The following is a 16,938-nucleotide window of genomic DNA, read 5'->3' as shown; positions in this document are numbered from 1 at the left end:
AGTGCGATCTCAGCGGCTGCGGGTCGAGAACGCGACGGGGTGTCGGACTGGAGGCGCGGTGCAGGCCCGCCCCGCGCCTCCCGTCCGCGGCCGCCCGCGCGCGCCGCCCGCGAGATCGCACTTCGGCGGCGACCGACGGGGCCGACGGCCGCCGAAGTGCGATCTCAGCGGCTGCGCCGCGCCGCGCAGCGCCCGCGCGTCAGGCCGCGCGGCGGCGGGGCACCACGAGGGGCGTGCCGGTCTCGGGGTCGGGGACGACCACGCACGGGAGGCCGAAGACGTCCTCCACCAGGTCGGCCGTCACGACCGACGCCGGCGCCCCGGACGCCACGATCGCCCCGTCCCGCATGGCGAGGACGTGGGTGGCGTAGCGCGCGGCCTGGTTCAGGTCGTGCAGGACGGCGACGACCGTGCGACCGGCGGCGTGCAGCGCGGAGGCCAGCTCGAGCACGTCGTACTGGTGCGCGATGTCGAGGAACGTGGTCGGTTCGTCGAGCAGGACGATGTCGGTCTCCTGCGCGAGCACCATCGCGATCCACACCCGCTGGCGCTGCCCGCCGGAGAGCTCGTCGACGCTCCGGTCCGCCAGTTCCACCGTCGAGGTCTGCTCGAGTGCCGCCTGCACGGCCTGCCGGTCCGACCCGGACGACGGGTGCAGCAGGTCCTGGTGCGGGAAGCGGCCGCGGGACACCAGGTCGCGGACGGTGATGCCGTCCGGCGCGATCGGCGTCTGCGGGAGCATGCCGACCCGGCGCGCGACGGCCTTGGGGCGGTAGGAGTCGATGGGGGCGCCGTCGAGGTACACCGTCCCCGCGGTGGGCTTGAGGGTCCGCGCGAAGGACTTCAGCAGCGTGGACTTGCCGCACGCGTTCGGTCCGACGATGACCGTGAGTTCGCCGTCCGGGATGTCGACGTCGAGCGAGGACACCACGACGCGGTCGTCGTAGGCGAGCGTCAGCCCGCGGGCGCCGAGTGCGGTGGTCGGCGCCGCGGCCGTCCCGTTCAGTTCTCAGCCTTGCCGTGCCGCCAGTACCCCATGAACGCCACCTGCTTGCGGTCGAGCCCGACGCCGCGCACGAGGTGCCGGCGGAGCTCCCTCACGCAGCCGGCCTCGCCGGCGATCCAGGCGTACACGGGGCGGTCGTCGGACGCTGCCGGCACGTCCCACAGCACCTGCTCGTCCACGTCGACCTCGGTGAGCTCGACCGCGTCGCCGCAGGACGAAGCAGACCCGGCCGCACCGGACACGCCGGCGGACGCCACCGTCGACGCCCACGCGTGCACCTGGTCGGTCATCCGGACGCCGTGCGAGGCACCGTTCCGGGCGATCCAGCGGACCTCGACCCCGGCGGGCGCGGACACGGGCAGGCGGTCCGCGTCGGTCGGGACCTCGATGAAGACGTGGCCGACGGCGGTGACGTCGAGCGCCTCGAGGATGGCGCAGATGGCCGGCGCGGCGGTCTCGTCGCCGGCGAGCAGGATCCGGTTCGCCGCGCCCGGGTCGAACTCGGCGGCCCCGGTCGGGAGCTCGGCGGGCGAGGACGGCACAGCCGGTCCGACAATGCGGAGTTCGTCGCCGACGCGGCACGAGGCGACCCAGCGTGACGCCGGCCCGGTGTCGCCGTGCGCGACGAAGTCGATGTCGAGCTCGCGGGCGTCCGGCCGGAACGAGCGGACCGTGTAGGTGCGGAGCGGGTTCCGGGTCGCATCCGGCAGCGCTCGCCAGGCGGCGTACCAGTCCTCGCCGTCGGGCAGGTCGGTGAACCCGTGGCCCGGGATCGGCAGCACGATCTTGATCCGCTGGTCGAGTCCGACAGAGGAGAACTCGGCGAGGGCGTCGCCCGCCAGGGTCACCCGGACGAAGTTCGGGGTGAGCGACGAGACGGCTGCCACGCGGACGGAGAAGACACGGTACCGGGCTGCCACGAGGACCAAGTATGGCATGCCTTACCTAACGGATCCAAGGGTCCGGTGCGAGGATCGTGCACGTGCCCGATGCCGACGACGAATTCCGCGACCTGCCCGACCTCGCCCGCGCGAGCGGTGTGACGGAGCCGCTCCGCGCCTCCAGGCAGGTGGTCCGGACCACGGACGGACAGGAGATCGCGGCGATCCGCTGGGGCGCTGCGGGCCAGGAGGCGCGGATCACCTACCTGCACGGGCTCGGTATCGACGCACACAGTTTCGACCAGACGGCGATCGCCGTCGGGGCGCCCGCGGTCGCCGTCGACCTGCCCGGCCACGGCCGGTCCGGATGGCGCGACGACGCAGACTACGCCGCCAGCAACACGGCACCGAGCGTGCTCGCGGCACTGGACGCACTGTCGGTCCCGCCGGGCGTCCTCGTCGGGCACTCGCTGGGCGCGATCCTCGCGGCCCGGCTGGCCGCCGTCGCGCCGGACCGGGTGACCGGGCTCGTCCTCGTGGACATGTCGCCGGACTTCGCGCAGCGGGCCGTCGACCGGATCGCACGGGCGCTCGAGGCCGAGGAGCCGTTCGAGTCGCTCGAGCAGGTCGTCGACCGCGCGGTCGAGGCGCGGGTCGGCGACGACCGCGAGGTCCTCCTCCGCGAAGCCCGGCACACCACCCGCCTCGGTGCGGACGGACGACTCGTCCGGCGCCACCACTTCCCGCACCTGCCGGCCGGCCGGACGTCCTCGGTCGGGCGGTTCGCCGACGCGTGGCCGGACCTCGAGGCCCTCGACGTGCCGATCCTGCTCGTGCGCGGCGACCGCGGCTACGTCTCCCCCAAGCTGCACGCCCAGTTCGCCGAACGGCTGCCGGACGCCGAGATCGTCACGGTCGAGGCACGGCACGCGGTGCAGAACCAGGCACCCCTCGAACTGGCGTCGGCGATCCGGGCATGGGCGAAACGTAACGGTTTGTTGCACCCGATCGAAGAACCGTCGCGGGACGACACCGCCCGCCGGTAACCTCGTGCGAGCGCAGCGACGACCGTCGCCCTCGCGCCCGGAAGGAACCCACACCCCATGAGTCCGCTCCTCCCCCGCAGCACCTCCCGAATCGGACGCACCGTGCTTGCCGCCACCGCGGTCGCCGTCGTCTCCGCGCTGGCGCTGACCGGCTGCTCCGGATCCTCGAACGAGGACGGCGGCGCCGACGCCACCGTCCGCGTCGGCCTCGTGCTCGAGCCGACCAGCCTCGACATCCGCACCCAGTCCGGTGCCGCGCTCGACCAGGTGCTCATCGACAACGTGTACCAGGGGCTCGTCGGCCGCACCGCGTCGGGTGACGTCCGCGACGTCCTCGCGTCGTCGCACGAGGTGTCGAGCGACGGACTCACCTACACGTTCACGCTCCGCAAGGGCACGACCTTCCAGGACGGCAAGGACGTCACCGCCGAGGACGTCGTCTGGTCGCTGCAGGAGGTCAAGTCGAACGCGTCGTACGTCGACTCCGCGCAGCTCGCGAACGTGACGTCGATCGCGTCGCCGTCCGACGGCACGGTCGTCCTGAAGCTCGCGAAGCCGGACTCCGACCTGCTCTGGAACCTGACCGGCCGCGCCGGCCTCGTCCTCGAGCAGGCCGCGAAGAACGACTTGTCCGACACCGCCAACGGCACCGGCCCGTACGAGGTGTCGAGCTGGAAGCAGGGCGACTCGCTCACCTTCACGCGGAACGCCGACTACTGGGGCAGCAAGGCGAAGGTCGCCAAGGTCGTCTTCCGATACATCACGCAGCCGTCCACCGCGGTGAACGCGATGGCGAACGGCGACCTCGACGTGCAGACCTCCGTCGACGGCACGCTCAAGAGCCAGCTGCAGGGCAACTCCGACATCGCCCTGCACACCGGCAAGACGACCGACAAGTACACGCTGGCGTTCAACGACCAGAAGGCCCCGTTCACCGACGTGAACGTCCGCCGGGCGATCCGGCAGGCGATCGACTCGAAGGCGATCATCAAGGCAATCGGCGGCACCGGTGTCGAGCAGGGCGGGCCCATCCCCGAGCTCGACCCGGGCTACCAGGACCTCACCGACGTCGACGCGTACGACCCGTCGAACGCGAAGAAGCTCCTGTCCGAGGCCGGCGCGACGAACCTGAAGCTCACGCTGACCTACGCCAACATCTACTCGGCGACGATCGGCGACGTGCTCAAGTCACAGCTCGCCGACGTCGGCATCACGCTGACGGTCAAGCGCGTCGACTTCGCCACGTGGCTGTCGCAGGTGTTCGAGAAGCACGACTTCGATCTGTCGATGGTGAACCACGTCGAGTCGCGCGACTTCGGCAACTGGGCGAACCCGGACTACTACTTCGGCTACGACAACGCCGAGGTGCAGTCGCTGTACGCCGACTCGGTCGCCGCGACGAGCGAGTCCGAGAAGGTCGCCGACCTGCGGAAGGCCGCGAAGATCGTCAGCGAGGACGCCGCCGGTGAGTGGCTGTACACGGCGACGTCGATCACGGCGGTCCGGAAGGGCGTCACCGGCGTGCCCTACAACGGCACGAACTCCCGGCTCGACCTGTCGAAGCTCGCGGTCAAGTGAGGCGTGACCGGGCCCGCACCGACGACGGGCGTCCGGCGCCCGTAGCATCGCTGTCGTGACCCGGTTCCTGGTCGGCAGGCTGCTGCTGCTCGTCGTCGGCCTGCTCGTGGCGAGCATCATCATCTTCGCCACGCTGCGGGTGCTCCCCGGCGACGTGGCGCAGATCGTCGCCGGCACCCAGGCGTCCCCGGCGCAGGTCGCCGAGCTCCGGCAGCAGCTCGGGCTCGACCGCCCCGTGGTGGTGCAGTACCTCGACTGGATCGGCGGCGTGTTCCGCGGCGACCTCGGCCGCTCGCTCGTGACCGACGGGCAGGTGGCGCCGCAGATCGCGCAGAAGCTGTCGGTGACGCTGCCGCTCGCCGCGATGTCGCTCGTCGCCGCGCTCGTCATCGGGGTGCCGCTCGGGGTCCTCGCCGCGGTGCTCCGGCGTCGTCCCGGTGGCGCCGTGATCGGGTTCGTGGCGCAGGCCGTCGCCGCGATCCCGATCGTCTGGGCGGGCATGCTCCTCGTCGCCCTGTTCGCGGTCACCCTGCACTGGTTGCCCACGCAGGGCTTCCCGCTCGACGGGTGGGACGAGCCGGGGAGAGCGTTCGCGTCGCTCGTGCTGCCGGCGCTGACCATCGGTGCGGTCGAGGGCGCCGTGATCCTCCGCTTCACCCGGTCCGCGACGCTCGGGGTCCTCGACGCCGACCACGTCCGGACCGCGGCGGCGATCGGGCTCACCCGGACGCAGGCCCTCCTCAAGCACGGGCTGCCCTCGGTGGCCCTGACCGTGCTGGCGGTGCTCGGCGTGCAGATCGCCGGGCTCCTCGTCGGCGCCGTCGTCGTCGAGCAGCTGTTCTCGCTCCCCGGCGTCGGACGGATGCTCGTGACCGACGTCGGGCGACGCGACATCACGAAGGTGCAGTCGGAGCTCCTCGTGCTCACCGGGCTGGTGCTCCTCGTCGGCTTCGCGGTCGACGTGGTGCACCGCACGCTCGACCCGCGGCAACGGGAGGTCTCCGAGTGATCCGCCGTCTCCTCGCCCGGCCGACCGGGGTGTTCGCCGTCGTCGTGCTCACGCTGCTCGTGGTCCTCGCCGTGGTGTCGCTGTTCTGGACCCCGCAGGACCCGTTCCGCACCGATCCGTTCCACCAGTGGGAGTCCCCGAGCCCCGTGCACTGGTTCGGCACCGACGCTTCCGGCCGGGACATCGCCAGCTACCTGCTCGCCGGCACCGGGACAACCGTGCTCGTCGCGATCGGTTCCGGCGTGATCGCGAGCGCCGTGGGCATCGTCCTCACGGCGATCGGGTCGCTGACGGCACGCTGGGTCCGCGAGGGCACGGCCGTCCTCCTCGACATCCTCGTGGCGTTCCCGACGCTGCTGACGGCGATGCTCCTCACCGCGATCTTCGGCGGGTCGCTCGGCGTCGTGATCGTCAGCGTCGGCCTCTCCTTCGGCGTGACCATCGCCCGCGTCGCCCGCGGGGAGATCCGCCGCATCGCCCGGAGCGACTACGTCACCGCGGCCCGGGCCTCCGGCGTGGGTGGGGCGGGCGTGCTGTTCCGGCACCTCGTGCCCAACGCCGCGCCGCTCTTCACCGTGCAGCTCTCACTCGCGATGGCGACCGCCGTCCTCGCCGAGGCCGGGCTGTCGTACCTCGGCTACGGCGCCGGGTCGAACACGGCGTCGTGGGGCAGCCTGCTCTCCGACCTGCAGACCTACATCGGCGTGCACCCGTGGAGCGCGACCTGGCCCGGCGCCGCGATCGCCCTCGTCGTCGCCGCACTCTCGCTGCTCGGCGACGCCGTCCGCGACGCGACCGACCCGCGCCTGACCACGAACGACCGCGCGGCGAACGGCCGGGGCCCCGCCGCGCCGACCGGCGCATCCGACCCAGCCGCGACCAGCACCGGGGTGACCGCATGAGCGAGCCGAGCACCGCCCCGAACCCGGGCCCGCAGGTCCGCGGGTCGACGGTCCGCGGGTTGACGGTCCGCGGGTTGACGGTCCGCATCGACGCACGGACGATCCTCGACGACGTCACGTTCACCGTGCCTCCAGGCCGTCGCGTGGGCGTGATCGGCGCATCCGGATCCGGGAAGTCCATGACCTCGCTCGCCCTGATGGGACTGGAGCCGGCCGGCGCTGCCGTGTCCGGCAGCGTGCGGCTCGACGGGACCGAGCTGATCGGTCTGCCGGACCGGCAGCGGGCGCGGCACCGCGGATCCGGCATCGCGATGGTGTTCCAGGAGCCCGGCACCGCGCTCGACCCGCTCCGTCGCGTCGGTGCGCAGATCGCCGAACCCCTGCGGCTGCACCGGGGCCTCGACCGCCGGGCCGCCACCGCGGCGGCCGTCGAGCTCGCCGCATCGGTCGGGCTGCCCGACCCCGAGTCGCTGCTGCGGCAGTACCCGCACCAGCTGTCCGGAGGGCAGCGGCAGCGGATCTGCATCGCGATGGCGATGGCCGGTGAACCGTCGTACCTCGTCGCCGACGAACCCACCACCGCGCTCGACGTCACCACCGAGGCGCGCATCCTCGAGCTCTTCGAGGGGCTCACCGCGGGCATGGTGTTCGTGACGCACGACCTGGCCGTGCTCGCCCGGATCGCCGACTCCGCAGTGGTGCTCGACGCCGGCCGCGTCGTCGAACAGGGGCGGGTCGCCGACCTCCTCGCCGCGCCGCAGCACCCGGCCACGCGGGCCCTCGTCGACGCCGCCCGCGCCACCGCCCGTCGGCCAGGAGGAACCCGATGACCGCCGTCCTCGACGGGGCCGGTCTGCGCCGGACCTACCGACTCCCCCGCCGCGGCCCGTTCGAACCGGGCCCGGTCCGCACCGCGGTCGACGGCGTCGACCTGACGGTCGCCACCGGCGCGCGCCTCGGGATCGTCGGCGAGTCCGGTTCCGGCAAGTCCACCCTGGTACGGCTGCTCGCCGGCCTGGAGGCGCCTTCCGCCGGCACCGTGACCGCCTCCGGACGTCCCGTGGTCGCGTCCGGTTCCGCGGCAGCGATGCGCTGGTTCCGTCGCGAGACCGGGGTGGTGTTCCAGGACCCGTACGCCTCGCTCGACCCGCGGATGCGGGTCGGGGCGATCGTCGCGGAGCCGCTCCGCGCACTGCGGGTCCCCGGGTCGCACGCCGCCCTCGTCCGGGACGTGCTCGCGCGGGTTGACCTGCCGGCGGACGTCGTCGACCGGTACCCGCACGAGTTCTCCGGCGGCCAGCGGCAGCGGATCGCGATCGCCCGTGCCGTCGTGCACTCGCCGCGGATCCTGTTCGGCGACGAGCCGATGAGCGCCCTCGACGTGGTCGTCCGCGCCCGCGTGATCGACCTGTTCCGCTCGCTCGCCGACGACCTCGGGCTGACGCTGGTGCTGGTGTCGCACGACATCGGCGTGGTGCAGCGGCTGTGCGACACGGTCGCGGTGATGTCCGCCGGCCGGATCGTCGAGCACGGGCCGGTGTCGCTGTTGGACGCGCCGCAGCACCCGGTGACGCGGGCCCTGGTGGAGGCGGCGCCGACGCTGCCGTGAGACGCAGGCGGTGGGAGGCGACCACCGCCGGCCCGGAGGCGCGCTGCGGGGCCGGACCGCGCCTCCAGGCCGTCAGGAGCTCACGCTCGGGCGCGCGCCGGCGGGATGCGTGCGCATGCGGCGACGAACCACCTGTCGATCGACGGGTGGGATGTCGCACGATGCGCACGCACCGACTGCGTGCGCATCTTCCGACGAAGCACCCGTCGATCGACGCGTGGGATGTGGCACCATGCGTGTACATCTTTCGACGCGGCCCCGGGCGCCCCGAGCGTCACCACATCGGCGGGTGCCGGCGCTGCCACCGCAGCCGCCGCTCGAGCTGCGCGCCGATGGCGAGGAGGACGCGCTCGCCTCCCGGGCGGCCGATCAGCTGCACACCCATCGGGAGGCCCGCGCCGTCGGGGTGCCCGTCCTCGGTGACCCCGACGGGCAGGGTGATCGCGGGGAGTCCCGACACGTTCGCCATCGAGGTCCACGGGGAGTACGCGCACTGGCGGCGGAAGTCCTCCTCCGGGTCGTCGCCGTACCAGCCGAGCGGCCGCGGGGTCATCGCGAGCGTCGGCGTCAGCACGGCGTCGAACCGGTCGAACGCGCCGATGAGCGTCGCCGAGAAGGTGTCGAGCGCGGTCATCGCGTCGAGGACCTGCGTGCCGGTCAGGGCCTCGCCGCGCGCCACGAGCCAGGCGACGAGCGGGGTGAGGGCGGACAGGTCGATCCCGGGCACCGTCGGCAGCCTGGCCGCCGAGCTCTCCCACGCGACGCGGAACGGCTCGGCGTACGGCACGCGGGGCATCGCGACGTCCTCGACGCCGTGCCCGACCTCGCCGAGGACCCGCACGGCGGTGTCGACGGCGGCGCGGGCAGCGGGGTCGATGACGACGTCGACGGTGTCGTCCCACGGCGACCCGTCGAGGAGCCCCACGACGAAGCGCCCCTCGCCGCGGACGGCCGCCGCGGTGAACGGCCCGTCGCCGACGTCGGGCGTGACGAGGGCGTAGGGGTGCGGCTCGGGCAGCCCGGTCGGCGACACGAGGGCGTCGAGGAGCATGCCCGCGTCGGCGACGTTCCGGGTGAGGGGACCGGCGACGCTGAGTCCGCCGACGCCGGACCGTCCGGGCATCGCGGGCACCCGACCGCGGCTCGGCTTCAGGCCGACGAGGCCGGTCGCCGACGCGGGGATGCGCACCGATCCCCCGCCGTCCGACCCGACGGCCGCGGGCAGGAGTCCGGCGGCGACGGCGACGGCCGCTCCGCTCGAGGAACCGCCCGGCGCGCGGCTGGTGTCGTACGGGTTGCGCGTCACGCCGAACCGGGTCTCGGACGACGAGGACATCCCGAACTCGGGTGACGCCGTCTTGCCGAGACTGATCGCCCCGGCGGCGTCGAGCGCGGCGACGAGCGGGTGGTCGGCGGGGGCGGGCGTGCCCGGTAACGAGGCGGTGCCGTTCCGCGTGGGGACCCCGGCGCGGTCGTACAGGTCCTTGTCGGCGGACGGGAGGCCCCACAGCGGCCGCGACGTCGGCACCCGGTCACCGAGGTGGTCGGCCCGGTCCCGTGCCGCCTCGGCGGTGACGGTCACGAAGGCGCCGAGTTCGGGGTCGAGGCGCTCGATGCGGGCGAGGAAGTGGTCCGTCACCTCGCGTGCGGTCGCCTCGCCCCGGCGGATCCAGTCCCAGAGTTCCTGCGCGGCGAGGTGGTGGAGTTCGAACACGGCTCCGAGCCTATGCGGGGGCACCGGCCGGCGGCTTGCATCCTTCGGAGGAACCCGCCGAGGTGCGTCCGTTCGCCGGTCGTCCCGCGCGCCGCCGCTCCCTAGCGTCGGAGCCATGACCACCACCACCGAAGACCGGCCACTCGTCGGCACCGACACCACCGGGAGGACCGGCATCCGCGGCGTCGTCTCGCGGCACCCGATCAGCTCGTTCGCGGTCCTCGCGCTCGGCCTCAGCTGGCTGGCGTGGATCCCGTACATCCTGTCCCCGCACGGCCTCGGCGTCTGGGACCTGCACTTCCCGGAGTTCCTCGGCAGCGCGCAGTTCTCCGGCGTCCTGCCCGGGGCGCTCCTCGGGCCGCTCGGCGGGGCGTTCCTCGTGACGGCGCTCGCTGACGGCCGCCCCGGGCTCCGTGCCTGGGTCGGTCGGCTCCTGCGCTGGCGGGTCGCCTGGTACTGGTACGCGCTGGCCCTGGTCGGGGTCCCGGCGATGATCGTCGTCACCGGACTGCTGTTCGCCGGCGGCCAGGTGCAGGCGCCGACGATGATGGCCCTCGTCGCGCTCGTCCCCGGGCTCGTCATCCAGCTGTTCACCACGGGCCTGTCCGAGGAGCCGGGCTGGCGCGACTTCGCGCTGCCCCGACTGCAGGCACGCTTCGGGCCGCTCGGCGCCGCGGCGGTGCTCGGTCCGCTGTGGGCGCTCTGGCACATGCCGCTGTACCTCAGCGACTGGGGCGGGTGGCCGGACGCGCACTGGACGGAGCCGCTCGTGTTCGCCCTCTTCACGATCACGTTCAACGTCGTCATCACCTGGGTGTTCAACCGCACCGGCGAGAGCCTGCCGGTCGTGATGCTGCTGCACGTCGGCGTGAACAACACCATCTCGACGCTGTGGGCCGACATGTACCCGGGGATGACCGCGGGCACGATGATGCACGGGCTCGCGATCGTGTCGACCGTGGCGGCGGCCGTGGTGCTGATCGCGACGAGGGGCCGCCTCGGGTACGACCGGATCCCCGCACGTGCGCACGCCCCGCAGGACGCCCGCCTCGTAGGATCGAACGATGGCACCCGCTGACGCGCGCGACCGACGCGGCCCGCGCGACCGCGGCGCGCGCGATCCCGGCCCGCGCGACCGAAGCGGCCCGCGCGACCGACGCACCGACGTCCTCGTCGCCGTCGGCACCGCGGTCGTCGCCCTCGGCCTCCTGCTCGGCCTGCCCCCGCTCGACGCCGCCGATCCCGACGGCGCCGGGGTCAGCAGCGAGCTCGCCGCCACCCTCGGGAGCGGCGCCACCTACCCCGCCGTCGGCGGCACCGCCTGGATCGTCCTCGCCGTCGGGCTCCTCGCCCAGTCCGCCGCCGTGCTCGCCGCACGACGGGCTCCCCGCACGACGCTGCTCGTCGTCGCGGCCGTCCCGGTCGTCGTCGCCACCGCCGCACCGAGCACCCTGTTCGGGCTCACGGCGCTCCCCGTCGTCGTCGCGGTCGTCCTCGCGGCCCTGCGGGTCCCGCTCCCCCGGCTCTGGCCGGCCGTCGTCGGGGCGGCGGCACTCGTCGCCGCGGGCACCGGCGTGAACGGTGCAGCAGCGGACGTGGCGGGCAGCGCTCAGAGCGTCGCCGGGGCCACCGGCCAAGGCGTCCTCCAGGCCGTCGGCGCCGTCGGCATCCCCCTCGTCGTCGCCCTCCTCGTCCGCTCCCGCCGCGAGGTGCGCACCGCCCGCACCGCCGAGGCCACCGCCGTCGACCGCGAGCAGGACGCCCTCGTCGAGGCCGCCGTGTCCCGCGAACGCGCCGCGATGGCCCGCGAGCTGCACGACATCGCCGCCCACCACCTGTCCGGCATCGCGCTGATGTCGGCGGTGATCGACCGGCAGATCGACGCCGACCCGGAGCGCGCCCACGAGGGCGTCCGGCAGGTGCGGGAGCAGAGCACGGCCGTCCTCGAGGACCTCCGCCGCCTGGTCGGGCTCCTCCGCGAGGACGCCCCCGCGGCTCGGAGCGTCGAGACCGTCGCCGGGATCGTCGACCTGGTCGAACGGTCACGTCTCCGCACCGCGGTCGTGCTCGACGTCCTGCCCGGCGACCACCCCCTCGCGGACGGCATCGGGCCGCTCACCCAGCTCGCCGCCTACCGCACCGTGCAGGAGTCCCTCGCGAACGTCGCTCTGCACGCCCCCGGCGCACCCTGCACCGTCACCGTCGACGACCGCGACCCCGACCACCTCGACATCCGTGTCGAGAACGGCGCGGCCACCGTGCCGGCCGTCGGGAGCGGCCCCGCGGGTGGGAACGGACTCCGCGGCATGCGTGAGCGGGCGGACCTGGTCGGGGCGCGCCTCCAGGTCGGCCCCACCGCCACCGGTGGCTGGGTGGTGACGCTCCGCACCAGCCGGGAGGCCCGTCCCGCGACCGACGGGTCGGCCGACGGTTCCGGGGTGGCCCGGTGATCCGCGTGCTGGTGGCGGACGACCAGCCGCTGGTCCGCGCCGGCGTCTCGGCGCTCCTCGCCGCGGAGCCGGACATGGAGGTCGTCGGGGTCGCCGCCGACGGCGGCGAGGCGCTCGCCCTGGCCCGGAGCACCCGGCCGGACGTCGCCTGCCTGGACATCCGGATGCCGGTGCTGAACGGCATCGAGGTCGCCCGGGAACTCTGCGCGCCGGATGCCGACCCCGCGGTGCCGGTGCTGATGCTGACGACGTTCGACATGGACGACCTGGTGTTCGGGGCGCTCGAGGCCGGGGCGTCCGGCTTCCTCCTGAAGGACGCCGAGCCGGACGTGATCGTGGACGCGGTGCGGCAGGTCGCCGCCGGGAACGGCACGATCGACCAGAGCCTCACGCGCCGGGTCCTGCGCGAGTTCGTGTCGCGGCGGAGTCTGCAGCCGGTGACGGGCGACCGGGTCGACGGGGTCCTCACGGCTCGGGAGCGCGACGTCCTGATGCTGCTCGCGCAGGGCATGTCGAACGAGGAGATCGCCGCGGCGCTCGTCGTCGAGGTGTCCACCGTGAAGTCGCACCTGGCGCGGATGCTGCCGAAGCTCGGGGTGCGCTCCCGGCTGCAGGCGGTGGTGTGGGCGTACCAGAACCGGATCGTGGCGGTGCCCGGCGCGGACGAGTCCCCCGCCGGCTGAGGCCGGACCGGCCAGCGGGACCGGCCGGCGGGACCGCTCAGCGCCGGCGGTACCGGATGTGCGTCGTCAGCGGGGAGTGCAGCACCTCGACCGGCTCGAAGTCGAACGCCTCGCCCTCGAAGATCCGCTCCCCGGTCCCGAGCAGCACGGGGGCGATGTCGAGGGTGAGCTCGTCGACCACGCCCGCCGCCAGCGCCTGCCGCACGGTCGATGCCCCGCCGGCGATGTCCACGCCCCGGTCCCCGGCGACCCGGGAGGCCTCGGCGTAGGCGGCGTCGAACCCGTCGGTCACGAAGTGGAAGGTCGTGCCGCCCTCGAGCTCGATCGGCTCGTGCGCGTGGTGGGTGAGCACGTAGACCGGTGCGTGGTACGGCGGCTCGGCACCCCACCAGCCCTGCCAGTCCTGGTCCCACGCGCCGCGGACCGGGCCGAACATGTTGCGGCCCATCACGTACGCGCCGCGGGGACGCATCAGCCAGTCGGTCGCCGTGAGGTCCGCCTCGCCGACGTCGGCACCGGGCATGTGCCAGGTGTGCAGTTCGCCGCCGCGACGGCCGAGCGGCTGGTCGAGGCGCTGGTCGAGGCCGGCGACGAAGCCGTCGAGCGAGATGGACATGTGGCAGGTGGTGTCGGCCATCGGCAGCTGCTCCTTCGGTTCCGTCAGTGCCCGAGGTGCGCGGCGAGCACGTCGCGGACGGTGGTCCACTCGTGGGCGCCGTACCGGTCGTTGTCGACGTGGCGCAGCTCGGCCTCGCCGCTGAACATGCTGACGAAGTACTGCATACCCTGCCACGCGGGGAACGGCTCGTCGTCGTCCGCCTTCGAGAGTCGGCGTCCGACCCGGGCCATCGCCGAGAGCGTGCCCGCGGTTCCGGCCCACTGCAGGCGGAACGGGGTGCCGGTCAGGCGGGACATGGTGTCCGCGACGCTCCGCGAGGTGACCCGGTCCCCCGCGACCTCGACGACGCGTGGCGCATCGGGGTCGAGGGCGACGAGCACGGTGGTGCGGGCGACGTCGTCCTTCGCCGTGAAGTCGAGCACCTGGTCGGCGGACGACCAGTAGAGCACCCGCTGCCGGTCGAACAGGATGAGGGGCGCCTGCCCGGTGAGCATGTCGGTGAAGGCGCCGTTGAGCACCGAGGTCGCTCGGATCGGAGCCGCGTCGAGGTCGGCGGCGAACTCGCGGCGCAGCTCGAAGTTCCGGTTCGTGCCCGGCGTGATCGACCGGTAGTCGGCGGCGTAGTCGGACGGGATGAACCGCTGCACGCCGGCCTCGACCGCCGCGGCGAGGAGGGCACGCTGGGCGTCGACGATCACCGACCGGGTGCCGCTCACCGTCGAGACCACGACCTCGACCCCGGCGAGCGCCGCGGTCAGTGCGGCGTGGTCGGAGTAGTCGGCGCGCACCACCTCGACCCCGTCGTCGGCGGCGAGCCGCTCGGCGGCGGGGCTGTCGGAGCGGGTGAGGACGCGGACGGTCGTGTCGTGCTGCCGGAGCGCACGGACGATGCGTCCGCCGAGGTCGCCGGTGGCGCCCGCGACGAGGACGGTGGTGGTCATGCCGGCCACGCTACGGACCGGCGCTGACACCCGTTCGGCGGCTACGCCTTCTCGACGTCCGAGAACAGGCCGGTGAAGGTCGCCCCGGTGGCGCCGAGCTGCCCGAACAAGGCGCCCGCTTCCTCACCGGCGACCGCTGCCGAGGCGTCGTCGTACGAGTCGAAGTACAGGTCGAGGGTGCGGTGGGCGGGGGTCGGCGTGCCGTCCTCCTTCGGCCACACCTTGCCGGCTTCGAGGCGGCGGAGTGCGGGGAGTCGGCCGGCGGCCTCCTCGAGCGCCGGGTAGGCCTGCTCGAACGCCGCGGGGTCGGTCGGGTTGTCGATGATGAGGGTGATCTTCGTGGTCATGGGACCAGTGTCCGCCTCAGCGCGCCACCGCGCGCGGTGGGGTCGGCTGCGCACCGCCGGACTGGAGGCCCGTGGCGGGTCCGCACCGTGCCTCCAGGCCGTCCTGTCCCACGTCGAGAGCGTGCGGTGCGTCGGTCAGGCGGGTGCCGGGTGCAGCCGTCCGCTGCCGAACGGCAGTGGACCGGTCCGGTAGACCAGGGCCGCCTCGTCGACGACCGTCCTGGTCGCCGCACCGAACCGCCAGGCGCGGTTGTACAGGTACACGCCGATGACCGTCCCGCCGTCGTCCGGTACCGCCCAGGTGCCGATCCCCCACTGGGCCGGGTGTCCGACGCCGTCGATCGTGACCGTCGGCCGGGCGAACCAGGTCAGCAGCGGGCGGGTGATCCGGAGTTCCACGCGGCGCTTCGTCGTGCCGGAGGGTTGTGTCGCTTCCACTGCCGCAGGATACGGGGGTTCCCGGTGCCTCCAGCGCCATCGGGGTTCGATGTGCACGCATCGGTCCAGACATCCCCTCACGTTGAGGTGTATGCGTGGGCGCACAGCAGTTCCGGAACCTTGCAGGGAAGGTCGGTGGACGTGGTGAGTGGTGGTGGGACGGCCGAGACGCACGATGCCGTCGGCGTCCAGGTGCGCGTGGCGTTCGGCGTGCTCGGTGGGGTGGCGTTGCTCGCGGGCATCGCGGCGCTCGTCCTCCCGCACGCGACGTTGTTCGCGGTCGTCTGGGTGTTCGGCATCTACTTGGCGGTCGCCGGGATCTCGCTGCTCGTCCGTGCCGGCGCCGACCGCGGGCGGTCAGGCTGGATCCGGTCCGGCACGGCGGTCGTCGGCATCGTCGTCATCGCGTGCGGCGTCTTCGCGGTCCTGCAGCCGTCTGTCGGCGTGCAGTGGGTGGCGTACGCGATCGGCTTCGCGTGGATCCTCGAGGGCATCGCGCTCCTGTACGCACCCGTCGAGGGCAACCGGGTGCTGGTCGTCCTCGGCGCGGTGCTCAGCGTCCTCAGCGGCGTGGTCGTGATCAACGTGCCCGCCCTCGGAGCCGTCGTCGCCGTCGTGACGGTGGGCATCGTGCTCATCGTCTCCGGGCTCGTCCAACTGGGCATCGCCATCACCTGGGGTCGGGCCCACCGCACCCTCGACACGGAACGGACACCGACATGAGCACACCGACCATCGGACGCATCGTCGTCGGCTTCGACGGATCGGACCAGTCGACGGCGGCGCTCGAACGCGCCGTGGACCTCGCCGCGGCCCTCGGCTCGCCGCTCGACATCATCACCTCGTGGCGGTGGCCGATCACGTGGAGCACGCCGCCGGTGGGGAACTCCTGGTCGCCCCTCCACGACGCCGAGGAGATCCGGCAGCACGCGGTGGAGCTGCTCGAACGTCGGGCGTCGCCCGACCTCGAGGTGATCGCCCGGACCGTGGAGGGCGGCGCGGCCGAGGCACTCCTTGCCGCCGCGGCAGACGCGGGGTTGCTCATCGTCGGGAGCCGGGGACGGGGCGGGTTCCGCGGGCTGCTGCTCGGTTCGGTGAGCGCCGCGTGCATCCAGCAGGCGACGTGTCCGGTGCTCGTGCACCGCGGTGTCGACGAGACAGCGGCGTCGTCCGGCTCCGCACCGATCGTCGTGGGTGTGGACGGCTCGCCCGAGTCGGGGCAGGCCCTCCGGTTCGCCGTCGTGCTCGCCCGGAACCTCGGGCTCGCCGTCCGCACCATCACCACTTGGCACTGGCCGTCGGCACTCAACCGCGACGAGCCGGCGTTCGAGGAGTGGTCGCCGGAGCGGGACGCCCGCGCCACCGCGTCCTCGGCGATCGACGCCGCGGAGGATCTGCTCGACGACGACGTCGAGGTCACCTCGGAGCTCGTCGAGGGTCCGGCGGCGACGGTGCTGCTCGAGGCCAGCCGCGACGCTGCGCTCCTCGTGCTCGGCAGCCGCGGGCTCGGCGGCTTCAGGGGATTGCTCGTCGGTTCCGTGAGCCAGGAGTGCGCGCAGCACGCGTCGTGCCCGGTGGTGGTGCACCGGTCCTGAGCGGCCGGGTCGCGCCGGCTGGCGGCTGGCGGCTGGCGGCTGGCGTCTGGCGTCTGCACGTGGCGGGCCCGAGCGACGGCGACTCGCGCACTTCGCACAACGAAAGTCACCCGGAACCGC

The 16,938-nt window shown here is 73.6% G+C and carries 18 protein-coding genes; 11 read left to right on the top strand and 7 right to left on the bottom strand.

The window, feature by feature from the left end:
* Window positions 1-199 precede the first annotated feature (199 nt).
* Together BLT36_RS14135 and BLT36_RS14130 are read right to left on the bottom strand one after the other, a co-directional pair.
* Window positions 200-1,006, bottom strand: coding sequence for an ABC transporter ATP-binding protein (locus tag BLT36_RS14135; RefSeq protein ID WP_092096115.1), 807 nt, complete (start codon window positions 1,004-1,006; stop codon window positions 200-202).
* Window positions 1,003-1,944: a siderophore-interacting protein gene (locus BLT36_RS14130; protein ID WP_092096113.1), complete on the bottom strand. Its 942-nt coding sequence runs from the start codon at window positions 1,942-1,944 to the stop codon at window positions 1,003-1,005. The genes BLT36_RS14135 and BLT36_RS14130 overlap by 4 nt, the downstream gene beginning before the upstream one ends.
* Window positions 1,945-1,988: 44 nt before the next feature.
* Here BLT36_RS14130 and BLT36_RS14125 point away from each other — a divergent pair, with 44 nt between their 5' ends.
* The 6 genes from BLT36_RS14125 to BLT36_RS14100 are packed head-to-tail and all read left to right on the top strand — an operon-like array spanning window position 1,989 to window position 8,031.
* Window positions 1,989-2,933, top strand: coding sequence for an alpha/beta fold hydrolase (locus BLT36_RS14125; protein ID WP_175529656.1), 945 nt, complete (start codon window positions 1,989-1,991; stop codon window positions 2,931-2,933).
* A gap of 57 nt (window positions 2,934-2,990) precedes the next feature.
* Window positions 2,991-4,511 carry an ABC transporter substrate-binding protein gene (locus BLT36_RS14120; RefSeq protein WP_092096110.1) on the top strand — a complete coding sequence of 507 codons (1,521 nt, stop codon included), beginning with the start codon at window positions 2,991-2,993 and terminating at the stop codon, window positions 4,509-4,511.
* A gap of 55 nt (window positions 4,512-4,566) precedes the next feature.
* Window positions 4,567-5,520, top strand: coding sequence for an ABC transporter permease (locus BLT36_RS14115; protein ID WP_092096108.1), 954 nt, complete (start codon window positions 4,567-4,569; stop codon window positions 5,518-5,520).
* On the top strand, window positions 5,517-6,422 hold the full coding sequence (locus BLT36_RS14110; RefSeq protein WP_092096106.1) for an ABC transporter permease: 906 nt from the start codon (window positions 5,517-5,519) through the stop codon (window positions 6,420-6,422). The genes BLT36_RS14115 and BLT36_RS14110 overlap by 4 nt, the downstream gene beginning before the upstream one ends.
* Window positions 6,419-7,252, top strand: coding sequence for an ABC transporter ATP-binding protein (locus tag BLT36_RS14105; protein WP_092096105.1), 834 nt, complete (start codon window positions 6,419-6,421; stop codon window positions 7,250-7,252). The genes BLT36_RS14110 and BLT36_RS14105 overlap by 4 nt, the downstream gene beginning before the upstream one ends.
* Window positions 7,249-8,031 (top strand): ABC transporter ATP-binding protein, encoded by a 783-nt coding sequence (locus BLT36_RS14100; RefSeq protein ID WP_092096103.1) that lies wholly within the window; start codon window positions 7,249-7,251, stop codon window positions 8,029-8,031. Before BLT36_RS14105 ends, BLT36_RS14100 begins: the two co-directional genes overlap by 4 nt.
* 274 nt (window positions 8,032-8,305) lie before the next feature.
* Here the strand turns inward: BLT36_RS14100 and BLT36_RS14095 are convergent, their stop codons facing one another.
* On the bottom strand, window positions 8,306-9,745 hold the full coding sequence (locus BLT36_RS14095) for an amidase (protein ID WP_092096102.1): 1,440 nt from the start codon (window positions 9,743-9,745) through the stop codon (window positions 8,306-8,308).
* A 115-nt stretch (window positions 9,746-9,860) separates the two neighbouring features.
* On the opposite strand from BLT36_RS14095, the gene BLT36_RS14090 reads away from it, so the two are divergent.
* The 3 genes from BLT36_RS14090 to BLT36_RS14080 are packed head-to-tail and all read left to right on the top strand — an operon-like array spanning window position 9,861 to window position 12,878.
* Window positions 9,861-10,823 (top strand): CPBP family intramembrane glutamic endopeptidase, encoded by a 963-nt coding sequence (locus tag BLT36_RS14090; RefSeq protein WP_092096100.1) that lies wholly within the window; start codon window positions 9,861-9,863, stop codon window positions 10,821-10,823.
* Complete coding sequence (locus tag BLT36_RS14085) at window positions 10,810-12,195, top strand: sensor histidine kinase (RefSeq protein WP_092096098.1); 1,386 nt, start codon at window positions 10,810-10,812, stop codon at window positions 12,193-12,195. Before BLT36_RS14090 ends, BLT36_RS14085 begins: the two co-directional genes overlap by 14 nt.
* A complete protein-coding gene (locus BLT36_RS14080) occupies window positions 12,192-12,878 on the top strand; it encodes a response regulator (protein ID WP_092096097.1) in 687 nt (228 codons plus the stop codon). The genes BLT36_RS14085 and BLT36_RS14080 overlap by 4 nt, the downstream gene beginning before the upstream one ends.
* A 37-nt stretch (window positions 12,879-12,915) precedes the next feature.
* Here BLT36_RS14080 and BLT36_RS14075 read toward each other — a convergent pair whose 3' ends face one another.
* The 4 genes from BLT36_RS14075 to BLT36_RS18435 all read right to left on the bottom strand — a co-directional run bounded on the left by BLT36_RS14075 (window position 12,916) and on the right by BLT36_RS18435 (window position 15,223).
* A complete protein-coding gene (locus BLT36_RS14075; protein ID WP_092096518.1) occupies window positions 12,916-13,515 on the bottom strand; it encodes a dihydrofolate reductase family protein in 600 nt (199 codons plus the stop codon).
* 23 nt (window positions 13,516-13,538) lie between these two features.
* Window positions 13,539-14,438: an NmrA family NAD(P)-binding protein gene (locus tag BLT36_RS14070; protein ID WP_092096095.1), complete on the bottom strand. Its 900-nt coding sequence runs from the start codon at window positions 14,436-14,438 to the stop codon at window positions 13,539-13,541.
* Window positions 14,439-14,479: 41 nt separating this feature from the next.
* Window positions 14,480-14,785, bottom strand: a complete 306-nt coding sequence (locus BLT36_RS14065; RefSeq protein ID WP_092096094.1) for a hypothetical protein — start codon at window positions 14,783-14,785, stop codon at window positions 14,480-14,482.
* 135 nt (window positions 14,786-14,920) lie between these two features.
* A complete protein-coding gene (locus BLT36_RS18435) occupies window positions 14,921-15,223 on the bottom strand; it encodes a hypothetical protein (RefSeq protein ID WP_139166480.1) in 303 nt (100 codons plus the stop codon).
* Between the two features lie 135 nt (window positions 15,224-15,358).
* Between BLT36_RS18435 and BLT36_RS18810 the strand changes: the two genes are divergently transcribed.
* Together BLT36_RS18810 and BLT36_RS14055 are read left to right on the top strand one after the other, a co-directional pair.
* On the top strand, window positions 15,359-15,946 hold the full coding sequence (locus BLT36_RS18810; protein WP_175529655.1) for an HdeD family acid-resistance protein: 588 nt from the start codon (window positions 15,359-15,361) through the stop codon (window positions 15,944-15,946).
* The gene (locus BLT36_RS14055; RefSeq protein WP_092096090.1) at window positions 15,943-16,818 is read left to right on the top strand and encodes a universal stress protein; all 876 of its coding nucleotides are present in this window, start codon (window positions 15,943-15,945) and stop codon (window positions 16,816-16,818) included. Before BLT36_RS18810 ends, BLT36_RS14055 begins: the two co-directional genes overlap by 4 nt.
* Window positions 16,819-16,938 lie beyond the last annotated feature (120 nt).

This window comes from Curtobacterium sp. UNCCL20 (genome assembly GCF_900101675.1).
Taxonomy (GTDB): Bacteria; Actinomycetota; Actinomycetes; order Actinomycetales; family Microbacteriaceae; genus Curtobacterium.
This window is presented reverse-complemented; position numbering and strand designations above follow the sequence as displayed.